This is a genomic window from Piscinibacter sp. PDB1-1, from assembly GCF_056675995.1.
Map to the genome: position 1 here is coordinate 438,425 of NZ_JBWVZJ010000003.1, position 18,473 is coordinate 456,897.

An 18,473-nucleotide genomic window follows, 5' to 3' on the forward strand; every position below is an offset into this window, starting at 1 on the left:
GGTTAGAACTTCACGCGCGCTTGCTTCAGCAGCTGGGCCGTCTCGTAGAGGGGCAAACCCATGATACCGGAGTAGCTCCCGTCGATATGCGCGATCCAGGCCGCAGCGGCACTCTGGATTGCATAGGCTCCGGCCTTGCCGAAGGGCTCCTTGCTTTCGATGTAGGCATCGATCTCTTGCTCGCTGATCGCTGCAAACCGCACGTGGGAGACGCTCACGGCGAGTGCTTCATCGCGCCCCCACGCGAGCGCCACCGCCGTGATCACGCGATGCGTTTGCCCGGCGAGCAAGGACAGGGTATTGCGCGCATCGACAGCATCGACGGGCTTGCCGAGGATGCACCGCCCCAGTGCCACGGTGGTGTCCGAACACAGAATGGGCGCTGGCGGAAGCCCGCGCGCCTTCCAGCGTGCTCGCGCCGCATGGAGCTTGGCCCGAGTGACTCGCTCGACGTAATCGGCAGGCAATTCACCCGCCTGCTCTGCTTCCAAGGCTTCCGCGTCTTCATCAGGCCCTGCAAGCAGGAGCTCATGGCGCACGCCGAGTTGGGTGAGCAACTGGCTGCGCCGCGGGCTCTGCGAGGCGAGATAGATGAACGACCTGGCATCGGGCTGACCCAAGGCGGAGTCCCCTTCCTGCGACGGAGACGGACCCGTTGCCGTGCGTGCAGATGATTTCATTCGCGGTGATAGGGGTGGTTGACCATCACCGTCCATGCCCGGTACAGCGCCTCGGCCAGCATCACGCGCACGAAGGCGTGCGGCAGGGTCAGGTCGGACAGGCGCAAGGTTTCGTCGGCGGTCTGCTTGAGCGCAGTGTCCAGGCCATCAGGGCCGCCGACCATCAGGGCCACGTCACGACCGTCGTGCATCCAGGCCTTCATGCGGGCCGAGAGTTGAAGCGTGGTCAAGCGATCGCCGCGCTCGTCGAGCACCACGCGCCGCACGCCCTTGGGCAGCGCGGCCTCGATGCGCGTGGCCTCGGCGGCCATCAATTGTTCGACGGTCTTGGAGCCGCGCGTCTCGGCCTTCACGGCTTTGAGATCCAGGCGCATCTCGGGCGGGAAGCGCTTGGCGAAATCATCGTAGGCCGTGTCGGCCCACGCAGGCATGCGCTGGCCGACGGCGACCAGAAACAGCTTCACGCCCGCCCGCTGCTCTTCTTGGGGGCGACCTTCTTGGCTGCGGCCTTCTTTGCAGCAGGCTTCGACGGCGCAGCCTTCTTGCCGACCACTTTCTTCGCACCAACCACCCTGGTGACGACGGCCTTCTTGGCCGGCGCCTTCTTGGCTGGTGTCTTGACCCCCACGGTGCGAGTCACGACCTTCTTGGCTGCCGTTGTGCCCGCCGACTTGGCTGGCGCCTTGCTCTTTGCGGCTGTCTTCGAAGCGCTGGCTTTTGCTGAACTTGCCTTGGCGGAACTGGCCTTGGCGGGGGCCGCCTTCGTCGCCGTCGTCTTGACCGGTGACTTCTTCGCCGGCGCCTTCTTGGCCACCGCTTTCGCAGGCTTCTCAGGTTCGCTCGCCTTGACCAGCTTGGTGGGCGCCTCGGCTTTCAGCTTGACGGGCTTGTCACCCCAGATCTCTTCGAGGTGGTAGTAGTCGCGGATGGCGGGTTGCATCACGTGCACCACGGCAGCGCCGCAGTCCACGATGATCCATTCGCCGTTGTCTTCGCCTTCCGTGCGCAAGACCGGGAAGCCCTTTGACTTGACGGCATCGCGCACGCTGGCGGCAAGCGCCTTGGTTTGACGGTTCGAAGTGCCCGAAGCAATGACCACGCGCTCGAAGAGCGGTGAAAGGTGCTCGGTGTCGAAGACCTGGATGCCTTGGGCCTTCACGTCTTCCAGACCATCAATGATGGCGCGTTGCAGTTTGCGGATGTCCATTCAGCTCCTGGGATGCCTCTCGAGTCTCTCGGTGGTGGCCGCCGCGTGCAGCGGCCGGGGGTGGATTATCGGTAGAGGTGGTGTTGGGCAATATAGCTCGCCACGGCAGCGGGCACCAGATTGTCGATGGGTTGGCCAGCCGCGACACGCTGGCGAATATCGGTTGACGAAACGTCCATCATCGGCAGGGACACGACGCTGTGCGGCGCAGCAAGCACGTCGGGGTGAGCCTGCGCGGTGGTGCCCGGTCGGTTGGCCACGGCGAGCGTGACGCGACCGAGCAACTCGCGCCAGTCGCGCCAGGTGTGCAGGCCGGCGTACTGATCCTGGCCCACGAGAAGAAACCACGAGTGCCCCGGCTCGCTCGACTGCATCTCGCGCACCGTGTCGAGCGTGAAGCTCGGCCCCTTGCGTCTCAGCTCGCAGCGGTCGAGCACGAAGCGTGTCTCACCCTCGATGGCCAAACGCACCATGGCTTCGCGGTGATGCGGTGCCGCCAACTCTCTCGCCTTCTGCCAGGGCTGTCCAGCAGGTATCCAGCGCAATTCGTCGAGCGCCAGATCGGCAAGGGCCAGGCGGGCAAGTGCCACATGGGCGTTGTGGACAGGGTCGAAGCTGCCGCCGAACAGGCCGATTCGCTTCACTGCGCGCCTTGTTCCGCCGCCCAATCGCGCGGGCGCAGAAAGTCGGTGTAGAGGCGCGCCTCGGGTGTTCCAGCTTCAGGCGCCCAGTTGTAGCGCCAACTCACGAGCGGCGGCATCGACATCAGGATGCTCTCGGTGCGCCCGCCCGACTGCAAGCCGAACAAGGTGCCTCGGTCGAAGACCAGGTTGAACTCGACATAGCGGCCACGGCGATACGACTGGAAATCGCGCTCGCGTTCGCCGTAAGCCAGGTGCCTGCGGCGCTGCACGATGGGCAGGTAAGCCGCGATGAACGCATCTCCCACAGCCCGGGTCATCTCGAAGCTGCGCTCGAACCCGCCTTCGGCCGGGCTGAACGAGAAGTCGTCGAAGAAGACGCCGCCCACACCACGCGGCTCGTTGCGGTGCTTCAAGAAGAAGTACTCGTCGCACCACTGCTTGAAGCGGGAGTACTTGTCGTCGCCATACGGGGCCAATGCGTCGCGATTGCAACGGTGGAAGTGGATGGCGTCCTCGTCGAACCCGTAGTAAGGCGTGAGGTCCATGCCGCCGCCGAACCACACCACCGGTTCGCGGTCTGCGGGCAGTGCCGCAAACATGCGCACGTTCATGTGCACGGTGGGCACGTAAGGGTTGCGCGGGTGGAAGACCAGTGACACGCCCATGGCCTCGAACGGCGCGCCGGCCAGTTCGGGCCGGTGCTGCGTGGCCGACGGCGGCATGGCCTGGCCCTTCACGTGCGAGAAGTTGCAGCCACCGCGTTCGAGCAACCGCCCACCTTCGATCAGGCGCGACAGCCCATCGCCCTGCAGCCGCTCACCGGCCGGGCGCTGCCATGCGTCGGTGACGAAGGGTTCGCCGCTTTCGGCCTGCATGGCATCGATGATGCGCGTCTGCAGGCCGAGCAGGTAGTCGCGTACGCCTTGGGTGCTGGTCATGGGGCGGGGCTGCGGTGCAAGCCGCCCTCAGCGCTTGATCGCCCGGTGGCCGATGTCGTTGCGGTACTGCGCGCCGTCGAAGCGGATGCCCTGCAGCGCCTCGTAGGCACGCGCCTGGGCGAGCCGTGTCGATTCGCCGAGCGCCGTGACGCACAGCACACGCCCGCCAGAGGTCAGCACGGCATTGCCCTGCTTGGTGGTGCCGGCGTGGAAGACCATGGCATCGCTTGCCGCCGCCGGCAAGCCGGTGATGGCATCGCCCTTGCGCGGGTCGAGCGGGTAGCCAGCCGCGGCCATCACCACCCCCAGTGCCACGCGCCGATCCCACTGCAGCTCGACCTCGTCGAGCGAGCCGTCGGTGGCGGCCATCATCACGTCGACCAGGTCGGTCTTGAGCCGCATCATGATGGGCTGCGTCTCGGGGTCGCCCATGCGGGTGTTGAACTCCAGCGTCTTGGGCACACCGTGTTCGTCGATCATCAGCCCGGCGTACAGGAAGCCGGTGAACGGGATGCCATCGCTTTGCATGCCGGCGATGGTGGGCAGGATGATGTCCTGCATCGCTCGCGCGTGGACGTTCGGCGTGACCACCGGCGCCGGTGAGTAGGCGCCCATGCCGCCGGTGTTGGGGCCTTGGTCGTTGTCCTGCAAGCGCTTGTGGTCCTGGCTCGTGGCCAGGGGCAGCACGTTCTTGCCGTCGCACAGCACGATGAAGCTGGCTTCCTCGCCGGTCAGGAACTCCTCGATCACAACGCGTGCGCCACCGGCGTTGTGCTTCACGCCGAGCTTGTTGTCGTCGGCCGCGAGCATCCAGTCCACGGCTTCGTGGGCTTCGGTCAGCGTCATCGCGACTACCACGCCCTTGCCAGCGGCCAGGCCATCGGCCTTGATGACGATGGGCGCGCCCATCTTGTCGACGTAGGCGTGTGCAGCGGCCACGTCGGAGAAAGTTTCGTAGGCCGCGGTCGGGATCGCGTGGCGCTTCATGAAGTCCTTGGCGAATGCCTTGGAGCTTTCGAGCTGAGCAGCCGCACGGGTGGGGCCGAAGATGCGCAGGCCCCGGGCGCGGAACTCATCGACCACGCCTGCCGCGAGCGGCGCCTCGGGGCCCACCACCGTGAGCGAGATCTTCTCGGCCTGAGCGAAGTCGGCCAGCGCCTTGACGTCGGTGATGTCGATGTTCTTGAGGTGCGGGTCGAGCGCCGTGCCGCCGTTGCCCGGCGCGACGAACACCGTCTGCAGCTTGGGGGATTGCGCCAGCTTCCAGGCCAGCGCGTGTTCGCGGCCGCCGGAGCCGATGACGAGGACTTTCATGGATGCCTTCTGTTCCTGCTGGGGTTCTGTGTCGCTGTCTTTGTCGCTGTCCGTGGGGCGCGACCTGGATCAATCGCCGATGACGGCGTTGTGATAGACCTCTTGCGTGTCGTCGAGGTCTTCCAGCACGTCGAGCAACTTCTGCATGCGTTGGGCATCCTCACCCGCGAGGTCGATGGTGTTCTCTGCGCGCATGGTCACCTCGGCAATCTCAGCCTTGAGGCCCGCGGCTTCGAGTGCGGCCTTGACGGCTTCAAACTCGCCCGGCGCGCTCAACACCTCGATGGAGCCATCGTCGCCGGTGACGACGTCGTCGGCGCCCGCCTCCAGGGCGACTTCCATCACCTTGTCTTCGTTCGTCCCCGGCGCAAACACGAGTTGCCCGCAGTGCTTGAACTGGAAGGCCACCGAGCCTTCGGTACCCAGGTTGCCACCGTGCTTGCTGAAGGCGTGGCGCACCTCGGCCACGGTGCGCACGCGGTTGTCGGTCATGCAGTCGATGATGACGGCCGCCCCACCGATGCCGTAGCCCTCGTAGCGGATCTCTTCGTAGCTCACGCCTTCGAGGTTGCCGGTGGCCTTGTCGACGTTCTTCTTGATCGTGTCGGCCGGCATGTTGGCCGCCTTGGCCTTCTCGATCGCCAAGCGCAGGCGCGGGTTCATGTTCTGGTCACCGCCCCCCTGACGGGCCGCGACCATGATTTCACGAATGATGCGAGTCCAGATCTTGCCGCGCTTTTCGTCCTGGCGGCCCTTGCGGTGCTGGATGTTGGCCCACTTGGAATGACCCGCCATGAAAGGAATCTCCTCGCCCTGCCCGAAAGCGGCAGCGCTGCGTTGTTGATCGGAAGCCCGCCATTTTACGGGGGCGGCAGCTCTTCCTGGGTGGCCGCATCGTCCGCAGCGATCAGGCGGAGGTCACTCTCGTCCTTGAGTTGAATACCGGTCAGCCCGCGCCGTGCTGCGGCCGCGAGCAACCACGCCAACTTGCGTGCTGCTTCGGCCGGCGGCAAGCCGGCTGGGCGAATGTTCGAGATGCAGTTGCGCTCGGCGTCGTTGCGGCCCACCCGCGGGCTATAGGTCACGTAGGCACCCAGGCTGTCGGGTGAGCTGAGGCCAGGGCGCTCGCCAATCAAGACCGCCACGATCCTTGCTCGCCACAGTTCACCGACTTCATCGCCAAGCGCCACACGCGCCTGCCGCGCCAGCACCACGGGCGTATCGCGCCAGGCCGGAGGCAGTTCGGCATGCAACGCCCGCAACAAGGGTGCAGCGTGCCGCTCGACGGCCAAGGGTGACAGGCCATCGCCGATGAGGACGACCAGCTCGGGCAATGCCGGTGGCGCCAAAGCCTGCAGCCGCGCCACGCTCGCCTCATCGAGCCGGCGGCCCAGATCGGGGCGCATCAGGTACTGCTCGCGGTCGCTCGCGCGGCTGTGCACGATGGTCGTGGACCAACCTTGCTCAGCGAGCCCTTCAGACAAGGCGTCGGCATTGAATGGGTGGTGCACGGCATCCTGCGCCAGCGCGTGTGCGCAACCGAACCGCAGCAGTTCCTCCGTCGGCACACCGTGGCCGGCACGGCCCAGGCCGATGCGGGCCGGCGTGTGCGCTCGCAGCGACTGCCAGGGATCGCGTCGTACGAGCCCGCCCATCACGCGCCCTCACCCGCGACGCCTGGCACCAGGCCGGAAAGCTGGAGATGTCCGCCTGCGTCATGCCGCAGACGGCCGCGGCCGTCTGTGATGCTCATCTTCGTGAGCCAGGCCTCGAACTCCGGTGCGCGCTTGAGGCCCAGCAGCTCACGCAGGTACAGCGCGTCATGGAACGAGGTGCTCTGGTAGTTGAGCATCACGTCGTCGGCGCCGGGCACCCCCATCACGAAGTTCACGCCCGCCGTGCCGAGCAAGGTGAGCAGGTTGTCCATGTCGTCCTGGTCGGCCTTGGCGTGGTTCGTGTAGCAGACGTCGCAGCCCATCGGCAGGCCGAGCAGCTTGCCGCAGAAGTGATCCTCCAGGCCGGCGCGAGTGATCTGCTTGCCGTCGTACAGATACTCCGGCCCGATGAACCCCACCACGGTGTTGACGAGCAAGGGCCTGAACGCGCGCGCCACCGCGTAAGCCCGGGCCTCGCAGGTCTGCTGGTCCATGCCATGGTGTGCGTCGGCCGACAGCGCACTGCCCTGCCCTGTTTCGAAGTACATGAGGTTGGCATCTTCCGGTGCGCCCAGCGTGGCACGGCGCAGCGAAAGCGCCATCTCCCGTGCCTCACGCAGGAGCGCCAGATTGACGCCGAAACCCGCGTTCGCCTTCTCGGTGCCGGCGATCGACTGGAAGACCAGATCCACCGGCGCGCCCTGCTGCATGGCCGCCATCTGGTTGGTCACATGGGTGAGCACGCAGCTTTGCATGGGGATCTCGAAGCGCTGGCGCACCTCGTCGAGCTGGCGCAACAGGCGGATCAGCGCTGGCACGCTGTCGGCCGCCGGGTTGATGCCCACAACCGCATCGCCACAGCCATAGAGCAGGCCGTCGAGCATGGACGCGGCAATGCCCCGGGGATCGTCGGTCGGGTGATTGGGCTGCAAGCGCACGGCCAGGTGGCCGGGCAGGCCGATGGTGGTACGAAAGCGCGTGACCACGCTGCATTTGCGCGACACGAAAATCAGATCCTGATTGCGCATCAGCTTGCTCACCCCTGCGGCCATCTCGGGCGTGAGGCCGGGAGCGACGCGGGTGAGTGCCGCGGTGTCGGTGGTCTCGAGCAGCAACCACTCGCGCAGTTCGCCCACGGTCAGGCTGGCGATCTCGGAAAACGCCGAAGCGTCATGGCTGTCGACGATGAGGCGGGTCACCTCGTCGTCCTCGTAGGGCACCAATGCGCGCTGCACAAACGCGGCCAACGGGAGGTCGGCCAGCGCCATGCGGGCGGCCATGCGCTCGGCAGCACTCCCAGCGCAAACGCCGGCGAGCACGTCGCCCGAGCGCAGCGGCGACGCCTTGGCGAGCAAGTCTTTCAAGTCGGCAAAGGCGTAGGTCTCGCCTTGCACGGCGTGGCGGTATCCCATGGGCTTGCACCTGCGGGTGGACACGTGCCCATTGAAACATCGCAAGCCCCGGCCCGCTACCGCGCGGGCCTTGCCTTCGATAGACTGAGCCCACATCCCCCAGCGAGAACGCACCATGGCCGAGCCCATCCTGATCGCCAAGAACGACAAGAACGAGTGTTTTCTTCTCCCCGCCCTGGCCAACCGCCACGGTTTGATCACGGGCGCCACGGGCACGGGCAAGACCATCACACTGCAGACGCTGGCCGAGAGCTTCAGCAGGATCGGCGTGCCGGTGTTCATGGCGGACGTGAAAGGCGACCTCACCGGCATCTCCCAGGCGGGCAAGGTGAGCGACAAGCTCGCTGCCGTGCTGAAAGAGCGCGGCATCGAGCCGCCGGCCTCGGCCGCCTGTCCCGCCACCTTGTGGGATGTGTTCGGCGAGCAAGGCCACCCGGTGCGCGCCACCATCAGCGACATGGGGCCGCTGCTGCTGGCACGCATGCTGGCGCTCAACGAGACGCAAGCCGGTGTGCTCAACCTCGTCTTCAAGATCGCCGACGACAGCGGCATGCTGTTGCTCGACCTGAAAGACCTGCGCACCATGCTCCAGTACGTGGGCGACAACGCGTCGAAGTTCACCACTGAGTACGGCAACGTCAGCGCGGCCAGCATCGGCGCGGTGCAGCGCGGCCTGCTTCAGATCGGTGAGCAAGGGGGCGACAAGTTCTTCGGCGAGCCGATGCTCAACATCACCGACTTCATGCAGAGCACCGACGGCCAAGGGGTGATCAACATCCTGAGCGCCGACAAGCTCATGAACGCGCCGCGCCTGTATGCCACGTTCTTGCTGTGGATGCTGTCCGAGCTGTTCGAGCAGTTGCCCGAGGTGGGCGACCTCGACAAGCCCAAGCTCGTTTTCTTCTTCGACGAGGCCCACCTGCTGTTCAAGGACGCGCCGGCCGCCCTGATCGAACGCATCGAACTTGTGGTTCGGCTCGTGCGCTCCAAGGGGGTCGGCGTGTACTTCGTGACGCAGAACCCGCTGGACATCCCCGACGCCGTGCTCGCCCAGCTCGGCAACCGCGTGCAGCACGCCCTGCGCGCATTTACGCCGCGCGACCAGAAGGCGGTCAAGTCGGCTGCCAGCACCATGCGTACGAACCCCGGCCTCGACATCGAAACGGCCATCACCGAACTGGCCGTGGGCGAGGCGCTGGTGAGCCTGCTCGACGAGAAAGGCCGCCCCAGCATCACGCAGCGCGTTTTCGTGATCCCGCCGGGCAGCCAGATCGGGCCGATCACGGCCGAACAACGCAAGGCGCTGATCGGCAACTCACTGGTGGCCGGCGTGTACGAAAAGTCGGTCGACCGCGAATCGGCCTACGAAATGATCAAGGGCCGGGCCGAGACAGGTGCCGAAACCGCCTCCACCCAGCCCAAGGGCGGCGCCCAGGCCCAGGCCGAAGACGGCGGCATCCTCGGCGGATTGAACGATGTGCTGTTCGGGCGGACCGGGCCGCGCGGCGCCAAGTACGACGGCCTGGCGCAGACCATGGCCAAGTCGGCCATGCGCACCATGGGCACTAGCGTCGGCCGCGAGATCGTGCGCGGCGTGCTCGGCAGCCTGTTCGGCGGCGGCAAGCGCCGCTGACCCAGCGCTTGAGTTACTGAACCGGCGCGGACTTGATCCCGGGCAGCGCCACCACCCGCGCCAGCTTGCGCAGGTCGAGAATCACGCCGTTGGCGAAGTAGCTGCCCGGTGCGTCGGGCTCCAGCGCCGCGATCGCCAGGTTGGCCAGCGGCTGGCTCAGCGGCACGTAGTAGCTGCCCACCGGTGCGTCGATCAGGGAGTTGGCAGCGTTCAGCTTCAGCACACCGCCCTGGCGCGCGGCCGCTTCGCTGAAGGTCTCGGCCTGCAACACGCCCATCGCGTTCACCTGGTCGACCCGCAGGCCGAGCAGGCGCAAGCGCGCCACGGCGTCGGCCTGATCGGCGGCGAGCCAGTAGCCACACGGGCGCGGGCGGCTCTTGAGGGCTTGCAACGACAAGGCGGTGTCCCAGTTCACGTTGACCTCGCGATCGGCACCGGTCGTCGGATCGAGCATCTGGAGCGTGAACTCGCTGGGTGTGAGCCCCGCTTCCACCACGACCTGGCCCTGGCACGTCTGCGAGCTGACTTCGGCCTCGACGTATTGCCGCAGCTTGAGCAAGTCTGCGCCGCGCGATGCGGCACTGCGCAGCAGGCTCGTCACCGACACCACCTGCGTGTGAACGCGCCGCTTGAGTTGCTCTCGGCCGATGCCAGCACCCCGCGAGGCCACGCTGAAGCTCACTGCGTTGCGCAAACCTGCGGCGTTGCGCAGGCTGTCCGCACCAGTGCCGAGCATGCTCAGGCGGCGGTCGGCCACGTCGTCGGACGTCGTGTAGGCCCACTGCGCGCTGAGCTGGTTCTGCTTCAGGCTCGCCAGCAAGGGGCCGCGGAACCATTCTTCGGAAGCTTTGGTCACGAAGGCCGGCAGGTTTCCGGTGCCTGCGTATTGCAGCAAGGCGTCGTAGCGCTGCAGCGTGCCGAACTTCTGGCGGTAGAGAGCGTCGGCCACGGCGTACTCGCGGGCGCTGACGACCACGGCCGGCTGGTACTCGCGCAACAGCCGGGTGAGGGCCTGCGTCTCCACGCCACCCAGGAGGATCTGGTCACGATCGATGTCGATGCCGTTCGCGGTCGCCTGCGTGCCCGCCAGCGCACCATCCGGGTTGGCGCGCGGCATCACCAGCACATTGATGCGATCGAGCAGGTTGCGCAGCGAGCCGCTGGCCAGCTCTTGCGCCACGACCAGCAAGGCCTCGGCGCCGGCGGGTTCATCACCATGCAACTGGCCGACGATCAAGACGGTAGGGCGACCGCTGGCCAGCAAGGTGGCTGCGCTCGGGTCGGAGCCTTGGGTGAAGAGCAGCGCCTCGAGCGGCGTGCCTTGTTGCGAAGTACCCAGGTTGATCAGGTGCACGCCCGACGCACCGTTGCCCGCCAGGCCCCGCACGATCGACTGCAACTCCGACTGCGTGGTGAAGCCGCTGCGCTTGTCCTGCAGGGCGGGGACTCGATAGTTCACCGCGGGATCGGGAAAGCGCGCCGCGACCGCCGGGTTGACCGCCGGCGCCGCCGAGGGGGTGGGCGCTACGGGCAGCGCCACGGCGGCTTCCGACGCCGGAGCGGGCCGGGGTGCGGCGGCGGCCGGCGGTGCAGCCACGGGCGGCGGCGGTGCCGGCCGGTGCGGGGGCATCGGCGAGCTGCACCCGGCGACGCCCATCACCACGGTGGCGGCAGCACCAAGGGCACCCAGTTGCAGCATCCATTGATCAAGACCGCGCGCCACTGTTCCAGCCATGTCTGTCTCCGCTCCTGGGGGGTTTGACTATAGCCACGGACACCGGCAGCGGACACGGGCCACGGGCACCAGCCTCTCGCGCCTTGCCGATTGCGCTTCGCGACGCACGCCGCCACTTCGTCGCATGCGCCTCGTCGCGCCGCGCGTCGACCGGCAAAGTGACGCCATCCCATCACGACAAACGCCGAGGAACACCATGACCTCCGACCTCCCGACCAGCCTTCTCATTCAACAGATCATCAGCCACACGCCCGTGTGGGTCTGGGGCGTCCTGGCGCTGCTGACAGCATTCGGCTGGCGGCAATCGTCGGCGCAAGTCCTCGCCACACGCCGCCTCACGGCGCTGCCGGTGGTGCTGGGCGCGTTGTCGGTGGCGGGCGCGGTCGGCCTGCTCGGCCTGCACGCCGCCGTCTTCATCGCCTGGGCTTGCGGCGCCGCCGCGGCCCTGGGCGTGAGCCGCTGGATCGGCCTGCCGGCTCAGGCTCGCGCGCTCGGCCAAGGTCGTTTCGAGGTGCAAGGCAGCCTGGGTCCACTTTTCACGATGTGGGCGATCTTCTGCGTGCGCTATGTGAGCGCGGTGCTGGTGGCCATCCACCCCGCATTGGTGCACGACACCGCGTTCAGCCTCGGTCTGCCCGCGGTCTACGGCGCGCTCAGCGGACTGTTCGTGGCCCGATGCCTGCGCATCCTGCGTGCACCGTCGCAGCCCGGCTCGAGCGCCCAGGCCGCCTGAGTAGACTGCGCCAGCCCAGACCACCTGCCTCGCCAAGCAACCATGCGCCCCCCTGCCCAGCAACTCGCCCTCACCCTGCTCCGCAATGGGTCGCTGGTGGTCGCATTCAACCTTCTGATCGGTACCGGCCTCGCACTGCGCAACGCCGACCCGCTCAACCAGATGGTCTACGCGCAGGCGATCGGGCTGTCGATCTGGCTGCTGATGGACCTGGGCAAGTTCGCCTTCAAGCGCGGGCCGACCGGCTCCTGGCCCGTGGGCTGGCGCCGCTGGGTGCTCATGGCCTTCAGCATCATCGTGGGCTACAGCATCGGCCGCTTCATTGGCGATGCCTTCAGTGGGAGATCGACGCTCCAGGAGATGTCAACCTCACCCGGCGCCGCGCTTGGTTACTTGCTACTCACGCTCGGAGCCGCGGGGGCCATCAGCTACTTCTTCCACAGTTGGGGTCGGGGCCGCGAACTCGAGAAGCTGGTGGCCACGGCCCAGCGCGATGCCGCCGAGAACCAGTTGAAGCTGCTGGCCTCACAGCTCGAACCGCACATGCTGTTCAACACGCTGGCCAATCTGCGGGTGCTCATGGGCATCGACCCCGTGCGTGCGCAAGACATGCTCGACCGCCTGGTGGCCTTCATGCGCTCCACGCTGACGGCCTCGCGCAATATGCTTCAGCCGCTGTCCGAAGAGTTCTCCCGCATCGACGATTACCTTGCCCTCATGAAGGTTCGCATGGGCGACCGCCTGCAAGCGCAGGTGGACTTTCCCGAGGAACTGGGGACCCTCGCCGTGCCCACGCTGATCCTGCAACCCCTGGTCGAGAACGCCATCAAGCACGGCCTGGAGCCGCACATCGCGGGTGGGCGGTTGGTCGTCACGGCAAGCCGCACCGAGCACGATCTGATGCTGAGCGTTCGCGACACCGGCGCGGGCCTGTCCACGGTGGCGAACGATGGCACCCACTTCGGCGTGAGCCAGGTGCGCGAACGGCTGGAAACGCTCTACGGCGCCGAGGCCACGTTCGCACTCGAGAGCCCGACGGACGATGAAGGCGGTACGCTGGCCATCATCCGGATTCCCTTCAACCGAACCACTTGAACGGCCCAGGATTGTCATGAACGCCACCGCCCTCATCGCCGAAGACGAGCCCTTGCTCGCCGAACATCTCAAGCTGGAGCTTCGCAAGCTGTGGCCGCAGCTCGAGATCGTGGCCACGGTCACGCATGGCGAAGCCGCCGTGCAGCAGGCGCTCTCACTGAGGCCGCAGGTGCTCTTTCTCGACATCCGCATGCCCGGCCTGAGCGGCCTCGAAGCCGCCCACCAGCTCGCCGAAGAATGGCCCGACGGAGCCTCCTTCCCGTTGCTGGTGTTCGTGACGGCGCATGACGAGTACGCACTCGAAGCCTTCGAGCGTGCTGCCGCCGACTACATCCTCAAACCCGCGACCACCGAGCGGCTGGCGCAAACCTGCGGGCGGCTCCAACAGGCGCTCAAGCAACGCGAACAAAGCGCCGCGCCGGCCGACGCCATGGATGCCGCACTCGTGCAATTGCGCCGTCTGCTCGGCGCGACGGCCTCGCAGCCATCCACCGCGCCCCGCCTGCGGGTGATCCAGGCTGGTGTGGGTGCTGCGGTGCACATGGTGCCGGTCGATTCGGTTCTCTATTTCGAGGCCGCCGACAAGTACGTTCGGGTCGTCACACCCGAGCGTGAGCATCTGATCCGGGTCTCGCTGCGCGAATTGCTGCCCCAGCTCGATGCCGACCGCTTCTGGCAGATCCACCGCGGCACCGTGGTTCGGGCCGATGCGGTCGAAAGCGCGGCGCGCGACGAGGCGGGCAAGGTTACGCTGGCACTGCGCGGTCACCCGGACAAACTGGCGGTGAGCCGGCTGTACGCCCACCTTTTCAGGGCCATGTGATGAGAGAACGCCTCCCACGCGACAGCATCGAGGCCCGGGCGCACCGGCGCGTTCGGCGCAAGCTCGGCTTCTACTGGCACTCCCTGGTGTTCGTGCTCGTGCACCTCGGCTTCGGTATCGCGTACCTGCTCGGCGAACGCACGCGCCCGTTCTTCGTGTGGGGCTGGGCCATCGGCCTGGCGATCCACGGCATCATGACCTTCGCCTCGCTGCAGAGCGAGGGCATCCGCGAACGCATGCTGCGCGAGGAGATCGAGCGCATGCGGCGCGACCGCAAGGAATGACCGAGCCGGGAGGGAGCACCTTGCGGCGGCTCCTCACGGCTCAGCACCTTGCGCCCAGGCGCTCATCAGTGATGGTGGCGGCGATCATCCCCACGACCGCGCGGGCCGTGCCCCGGGTGATGGTCGTGCCGGTCGCCATTGCGCTCCCAGCCTGCGCGAACCATGGGCTGTCGGCCATACGGCACCGGAACGGGGCGGTAGACAGGCACGACCGGACGGTAGACAGGCACCACCGGCCGGTACACCGGCACCGGGCGGTACACGACGCGTGCAGGTGCCGGCTGGTACACCACCACAGGCGGGGGCGGCGCGTACACGACGGGAGCCGGCGGGTAGTAAACGGGGGCGTTGGAAATCACGGTGCCCACGGCCGGCAGGTTGATGCCGACGGACCAATGCACATCGGCCGCCTGGGCGGCGCCTGCGAAGACCGAGCCCAGTGCAAGCAGGCCGGCGGCGAGGGTGGATTTGCGGTTCAACATGGTGTGCTCTCCTTTTCAGACCCGACACAAGCCGGTCGGTCTGTGCACACAACGCGTCGAACTCAGCTTGCGTTCACACGCTGGAGGTAAAGCCATGTTGCCGAACGTAAAGCGGGCGTCGACCGACCACCGCGCCGTGTGAGCGGCTCCGGGCAGCCTCAGGGTGTTTCGCCGCGCTGGGTCATCTCCAGCATCGACTGCAGGTCGGCCAGTTCGGTAAGAACTTCAAACGCAAAGCCCTGCCGGCGACCGGGCCGGGTACTGAACATCAGCTCTCGCAGTTGCGTGTGCAGATCGACCGGGGCCTCCCACAGCTCGGCCAGGCGGTTCACGATGTGCGGGTGCCGCCGGGCCGTTGCCAGCGGCTGGTAACGCGGTGGCAGGCGAGCCAGCCACACGTGGGCGTCTGGCGTGAGGGCATTCGATTGCGGTTGGCGCTGGGGGTAGTCGGACGAAACTGCTTGGTTCACGGTGAATGTCTGTCTGGCACCGGTCGTGTCTCGGCCGGCGATGCCCGGATTGTTCTGGGCTCCACCCGCGCGGGCCAGAGGCGGCGCCCCTGCGGCCGAGGGGGGTGGCGATGCCGGACACGGCGCCTGTGTGCAAACCGTCACGCCGACCCCGCAGCCCGCTTGCGCAAAGGGCGCCCACTACAATCGCCCGCGCTGGTTTTCTCCAGCCAATCCCCTGATTCGAAGCGCCTTGCATGAGCGACGACAAAGCCCACTCCCCCAGCAACTTCCTGCGGCAGATCATCGAGCGCGACATCGCTCAGGGCACCTATGCAGGCCGCCGTTTCGCCGGCACGCCGGGTGATGCCGCGCACCATGCCGCCGGGCCGCTCGATGCCGCGCGCATCCGCACGCGCTTCCCACCCGAGCCAAATGGCTACCTGCACATCGGCCATGCCAAGAGCATCTGCCTGAATTTCGGTCTGGCGCGCGACTACGCAGGCGTGTGCCACATGCGCTTCGACGACACCAACCCCGAGAAGGAAGAACAGGAGTACGTCGACTCCATCCTCGATGCGGTGAAGTGGCTGGGCTTCGACTGGCAGGCGAACGGCACCTCGCACCTGTTCTACGCGAGCAACTATTTCGACTTCATGTACCGCGCGGCCGAGGCGCTCATCGGCGCGGGCCTCGCGTATGTCGACGAGCAAACCGCCGACGAGATGCGCGCCAACCGCGGCGACTTCGCCACGCCCGGCACCGACAGCCCGTTCCGCACGCGCACGCCGGCCGAGAACCTGGCGCGCTTTCGCGAGATGCGCGGCGGCTTGCTCGCCGACGGCGCGGCTGTGTTGCGCGCCAAGATCGACATGGCCTCGCCGAACATCAACCTGCGCGACCCGGCCCTCTATCGCATCAAGCGCGCCACGCACCACAACACCGGCGACACCTGGTGCATCTACCCGATGTACACCTTCGCGCACCCGATCGAAGACGCGCTGGAACAGGTCACCCATAGCATCTGCACGCTGGAGTTCGAAGACCAGCGCCCGTTCTACGACTGGCTGCTCGACAAGCTGTGCGAACTCGGCCTGCTGGCGCAGCCGCGCCCGCACCAGTACGAGTTTGCGCGGCTCAACATCACCTACATCGTCACCAGCAAGCGCAAGCTGAAGCAACTGGTCGACGAGAAGCACGTGAACGGCTGGGACGACCCGCGCATGCCCACCATCGTCGGCCTGCGCCGCCGTGGCTACACGCCCGAAAGCCTGCAACTGCTGGCCGAGCGAAGCGGCGTGAGCAAGTCGGGTGGGTGGCTCGACTACAGCTCGCTCGAGATCGCCCTGCGCGACGACCTCGACCCCAAGGCAGCCCGTGCCTGCGCGGTGCTCGATCCGCTGAAGCTCAAGCTCGTCAACTTTGCCGACGTGTTCGGCACGGCAACCCACGGCGAGCCCTGCCACGCGCCTGTGCACCCAGGCCACCCCGAGCGCGGCCAGCGCCAGTTCACCCTCACCAACGAGGTGTGGATCGAGCGCGAAGACTTCATGGAAGTGCCGCCCAAGGGCTACCACCGCCTCTATCCCGGCAACAAGGCGCGCCTCAAGTACGGCTACGTCGTCGAGTGCGTGGGTGCGGAGAAGAACGACGCCGGTGAAGTGACGGCGGTGCTCGCCAAGATCGTGCCGGACACCAAGAGCGGCACGCCGGGCGCGGATTCGGTCAAGGTCAAGGGCGTGATCACCTGGGTCAGCGTGGCCACCGGCATCCCGGCCGAGATCCGGCTGTACGACCGGCTCTTCACCGCCGCGCAGCCCGACGCGGGTGGCGCCGACTTCCTGGCAGCCCTCAACCCGAACAGCAAGAAGGTGGTGTCGGGCTATGTGGAACCGAGCCTGGCGCAGGCCCGCGCCGAAGATCGGTTCCAGTTCGAGCGCCACGGCTATTTCGTGGCCGACCGGCTCGATCACGCTCCGGGCAAGCTGGTGTTCAACCGCGCCACCACGCTCAAGGACACCTGGACCGCCAAGTAAACCCCGGGGCGTGAGCCGGGTGGCCACGGCCCCGAGGATCAGTCCTCGGGTTCTGATGCCCTGCGTTTGCCCCGTCGCTCCTGCTTTCGCTCCTGGCGCTTCGCGTCGGCGAGCAGCCCTGCGGCCAGCCAGGTGGAGAACTCTTCGGGCGTTTCGAGCGTCACACGCCCAAGGTGCCCGGCGCGGAAGTCGAACATCACGATCTCCGCCGCCTTTTGCAGGTTCACGCGCCCACCACTTTGCAACGCGCCGCGCTTTCGGCCGATGTCGGCCAGAAGGTCTTCGTCGGTCAGGCTGCCTGCGGCGTCCACGCGATAGCGATCGGCCAAGCTCTGGGCGTAGTGCTGCTTGAGGTAGTTCAGCAGTTCGAGCGCGACTTCCTCTTCGTCATAGGCATTGCGCCCGACAGCACCGCTCGCGGCCAGGTTGTAGCCGCTCTTGTCCACGATGATGCGCGGCCACAGCATGCCGGGCGTGTCGAAGAGGTAGACATCGCTCGCCAGCGCGATGCGCTGTTCGGTCTTGGTGATGCCCGCCTCGTCACCCGTCTTGGTGGCCTTCTTGCCGGTCAGGGTGTTGATCAGCGTGGACTTGCCCACGTTCGGGATGCCGCAAATCAGCACCCGAAGCGGCTTGGCCATGCCGCCGCGCAAGGGCGCCAATGATCGACTGGCGTCCACCAGGCGCTGCGCGGGTGCAGTTTCAGAGGCATCGAGCGCGATGGCGCGGGTTTCAGGCAATGCGTTGTAGTGGGTCAGCCACTCGGCGGTGCGCGCCGAGTCGGCGAGGTCTTGCTTGTTCAGCAGCTTGAGCTTCGGGCGCTTGCCGGTGAGCTCAGCCAGCAGGGGGTTGGCGCTGGAGCCTGGCAAGCGGGCATCGAGAAGCTCGATGACGACGTCTATCTCCTTGATGCGCTCGGCTATTGCCTGGCGCGTGAGATGCATGTGACCAGGAAACCACTGGATCGGCACTGTCGATCGCTCCTCTGAAACGGCGGCCTGCCGCCGCGCGGATTGTCTCAGAGGGCCGTGGGCCGGCCGTCAACAACAAAAGTCAGTGCAGATCACTCAACTGAACGGCAGGCGCCGCGTACTCCCGGCCAACCACCGCGCGGGCGTACAGGTAGTTGTGGCGGGCCCGGTCGCTCAGCGCGTCGAGCTGCACCTGCCCGCAGGCATCGCAAGGGAAGCTCAACGCACGCCCCTCGTGAAAGAGCGATTGGAAGCGCAACTCGTAGTTGGCTGAGATCTGCAAGGAAGAACTGTTGGTACTCATGGCAACGAACTCCTGCTGCTATGGCCGTGATGACAACGTGAGAGAAGCTTAGGAGCCGGCGAGCTCCGTGTCCCTAAG

Annotated in this window: 20 protein-coding genes; 6 read left to right on the plus strand and 14 right to left on the minus strand. The window is 66.7% G+C overall.

Annotation, left to right across the window (positions count from 1 at the left end):
- Positions 1–2: 2 nt before the first annotated feature.
- The 9 genes from AC1KAR_RS17925 to AC1KAR_RS17965 all read right to left on the minus strand — a co-directional run bounded on the left by AC1KAR_RS17925 (position 3) and on the right by AC1KAR_RS17965 (position 7,850).
- Positions 3–680, minus strand: a complete 678-nt coding sequence (locus tag AC1KAR_RS17925; protein WP_480320774.1) for a Maf family protein — start codon at positions 678–680, stop codon at positions 3–5.
- On the minus strand, positions 677–1,144 hold the full coding sequence (rlmH, locus tag AC1KAR_RS17930) for a 23S rRNA (pseudouridine(1915)-N(3))-methyltransferase RlmH (protein WP_480320156.1): 468 nt from the start codon (positions 1,142–1,144) through the stop codon (positions 677–679). Before rlmH ends, AC1KAR_RS17925 begins: the two co-directional genes overlap by 4 nt.
- Positions 1,141–1,887: a ribosome silencing factor gene (gene rsfS / locus AC1KAR_RS17935; RefSeq protein ID WP_480320157.1), complete on the minus strand. Its 747-nt coding sequence runs from the start codon at positions 1,885–1,887 to the stop codon at positions 1,141–1,143. The genes rlmH and rsfS overlap by 4 nt, the downstream gene beginning before the upstream one ends.
- 65 nt (positions 1,888–1,952) lie before the next feature.
- On the minus strand, positions 1,953–2,531 hold the full coding sequence (nadD, locus tag AC1KAR_RS17940; RefSeq protein WP_480320158.1) for a nicotinate-nucleotide adenylyltransferase: 579 nt from the start codon (positions 2,529–2,531) through the stop codon (positions 1,953–1,955).
- Positions 2,528–3,469, minus strand: a complete 942-nt coding sequence (gene hemF / locus AC1KAR_RS17945; protein WP_480320160.1) for an oxygen-dependent coproporphyrinogen oxidase — start codon at positions 3,467–3,469, stop codon at positions 2,528–2,530. Before hemF ends, nadD begins: the two co-directional genes overlap by 4 nt.
- A 27-nt stretch (positions 3,470–3,496) precedes the next feature.
- Entirely contained in the window at positions 3,497–4,783 is a 1,287-nt protein-coding gene (gene purD, locus AC1KAR_RS17950; protein ID WP_480320162.1) for a phosphoribosylamine--glycine ligase, read from the minus strand.
- A gap of 69 nt (positions 4,784–4,852) precedes the next feature.
- Positions 4,853–5,578, minus strand: coding sequence for a YebC/PmpR family DNA-binding transcriptional regulator (locus AC1KAR_RS17955; RefSeq protein ID WP_480320164.1), 726 nt, complete (start codon positions 5,576–5,578; stop codon positions 4,853–4,855).
- A 65-nt stretch (positions 5,579–5,643) separates the two neighbouring features.
- Positions 5,644–6,438 carry an ethanolamine ammonia-lyase subunit EutC gene (gene eutC, locus AC1KAR_RS17960; RefSeq protein ID WP_480320166.1) on the minus strand — a complete coding sequence of 265 codons (795 nt, stop codon included), beginning with the start codon at positions 6,436–6,438 and terminating at the stop codon, positions 5,644–5,646.
- A complete protein-coding gene (locus AC1KAR_RS17965) occupies positions 6,438–7,850 on the minus strand; it encodes an ethanolamine ammonia-lyase subunit EutB (protein WP_480320168.1) in 1,413 nt (470 codons plus the stop codon). The genes eutC and AC1KAR_RS17965 overlap by 1 nt, the downstream gene beginning before the upstream one ends.
- A 115-nt stretch (positions 7,851–7,965) precedes the next feature.
- Between AC1KAR_RS17965 and AC1KAR_RS17970 the strand changes: the two genes are divergently transcribed.
- On the plus strand, positions 7,966–9,483 hold the full coding sequence (locus AC1KAR_RS17970; RefSeq protein ID WP_480320170.1) for a helicase HerA-like C-terminal domain-containing protein: 1,518 nt from the start codon (positions 7,966–7,968) through the stop codon (positions 9,481–9,483).
- A 13-nt stretch (positions 9,484–9,496) separates the two neighbouring features.
- On the opposite strand, the gene AC1KAR_RS17975 is transcribed toward AC1KAR_RS17970, so the two are convergent.
- Positions 9,497–11,218, minus strand: a complete 1,722-nt coding sequence (locus AC1KAR_RS17975; RefSeq protein WP_480320171.1) for a M14 family metallopeptidase — start codon at positions 11,216–11,218, stop codon at positions 9,497–9,499.
- A gap of 196 nt (positions 11,219–11,414) precedes the next feature.
- Here AC1KAR_RS17975 and AC1KAR_RS17980 point away from each other — a divergent pair, with 196 nt between their 5' ends.
- Genes AC1KAR_RS17980 through AC1KAR_RS17995 form a run of 4 tightly spaced genes read left to right on the plus strand, consistent with a single transcriptional unit; the run spans position 11,415 to position 14,153 of the window.
- Positions 11,415–11,951, plus strand: coding sequence for a DUF6622 family protein (locus AC1KAR_RS17980; protein WP_480320172.1), 537 nt, complete (start codon positions 11,415–11,417; stop codon positions 11,949–11,951).
- Positions 11,952–11,993: 42 nt separating this feature from the next.
- Positions 11,994–13,046: a sensor histidine kinase gene (locus tag AC1KAR_RS17985; protein ID WP_480320174.1), complete on the plus strand. Its 1,053-nt coding sequence runs from the start codon at positions 11,994–11,996 to the stop codon at positions 13,044–13,046.
- A 16-nt stretch (positions 13,047–13,062) separates the two neighbouring features.
- Positions 13,063–13,869: a LytR/AlgR family response regulator transcription factor gene (locus AC1KAR_RS17990; RefSeq protein WP_480320175.1), complete on the plus strand. Its 807-nt coding sequence runs from the start codon at positions 13,063–13,065 to the stop codon at positions 13,867–13,869.
- Positions 13,869–14,153: a 2TM domain-containing protein gene (locus AC1KAR_RS17995; RefSeq protein ID WP_480320176.1), complete on the plus strand. Its 285-nt coding sequence runs from the start codon at positions 13,869–13,871 to the stop codon at positions 14,151–14,153. The genes AC1KAR_RS17990 and AC1KAR_RS17995 overlap by 1 nt, the downstream gene beginning before the upstream one ends.
- Positions 14,154–14,218: 65 nt before the next feature.
- On the opposite strand, the gene AC1KAR_RS18000 is transcribed toward AC1KAR_RS17995, so the two are convergent.
- Both AC1KAR_RS18000 and AC1KAR_RS18005 read right to left on the minus strand, forming a co-directional pair.
- Positions 14,219–14,635: a hypothetical protein gene (locus AC1KAR_RS18000; RefSeq protein WP_480320177.1), complete on the minus strand. Its 417-nt coding sequence runs from the start codon at positions 14,633–14,635 to the stop codon at positions 14,219–14,221.
- A 158-nt stretch (positions 14,636–14,793) separates the two neighbouring features.
- Positions 14,794–15,105: a hypothetical protein gene (locus AC1KAR_RS18005; protein ID WP_480320179.1), complete on the minus strand. Its 312-nt coding sequence runs from the start codon at positions 15,103–15,105 to the stop codon at positions 14,794–14,796.
- 236 nt (positions 15,106–15,341) lie between these two features.
- Between AC1KAR_RS18005 and AC1KAR_RS18010 the strand changes: the two genes are divergently transcribed.
- Positions 15,342–17,120, plus strand: a complete 1,779-nt coding sequence (locus AC1KAR_RS18010; RefSeq protein WP_480320180.1) for a glutamine--tRNA ligase/YqeY domain fusion protein — start codon at positions 15,342–15,344, stop codon at positions 17,118–17,120.
- Between the two features lie 38 nt (positions 17,121–17,158).
- Here AC1KAR_RS18010 and ylqF read toward each other — a convergent pair whose 3' ends face one another.
- Together ylqF and AC1KAR_RS18020 are read right to left on the minus strand one after the other, a co-directional pair.
- Positions 17,159–18,091 carry a ribosome biogenesis GTPase YlqF gene (gene ylqF / locus AC1KAR_RS18015; RefSeq protein WP_480320182.1) on the minus strand — a complete coding sequence of 311 codons (933 nt, stop codon included), beginning with the start codon at positions 18,089–18,091 and terminating at the stop codon, positions 17,159–17,161.
- Between the two features lie 82 nt (positions 18,092–18,173).
- The gene (locus AC1KAR_RS18020; RefSeq protein ID WP_480320184.1) at positions 18,174–18,395 is read right to left on the minus strand and encodes a hypothetical protein; all 222 of its coding nucleotides are present in this window, start codon (positions 18,393–18,395) and stop codon (positions 18,174–18,176) included.
- Between the last annotated feature and the right edge of the window lie 78 nt (positions 18,396–18,473).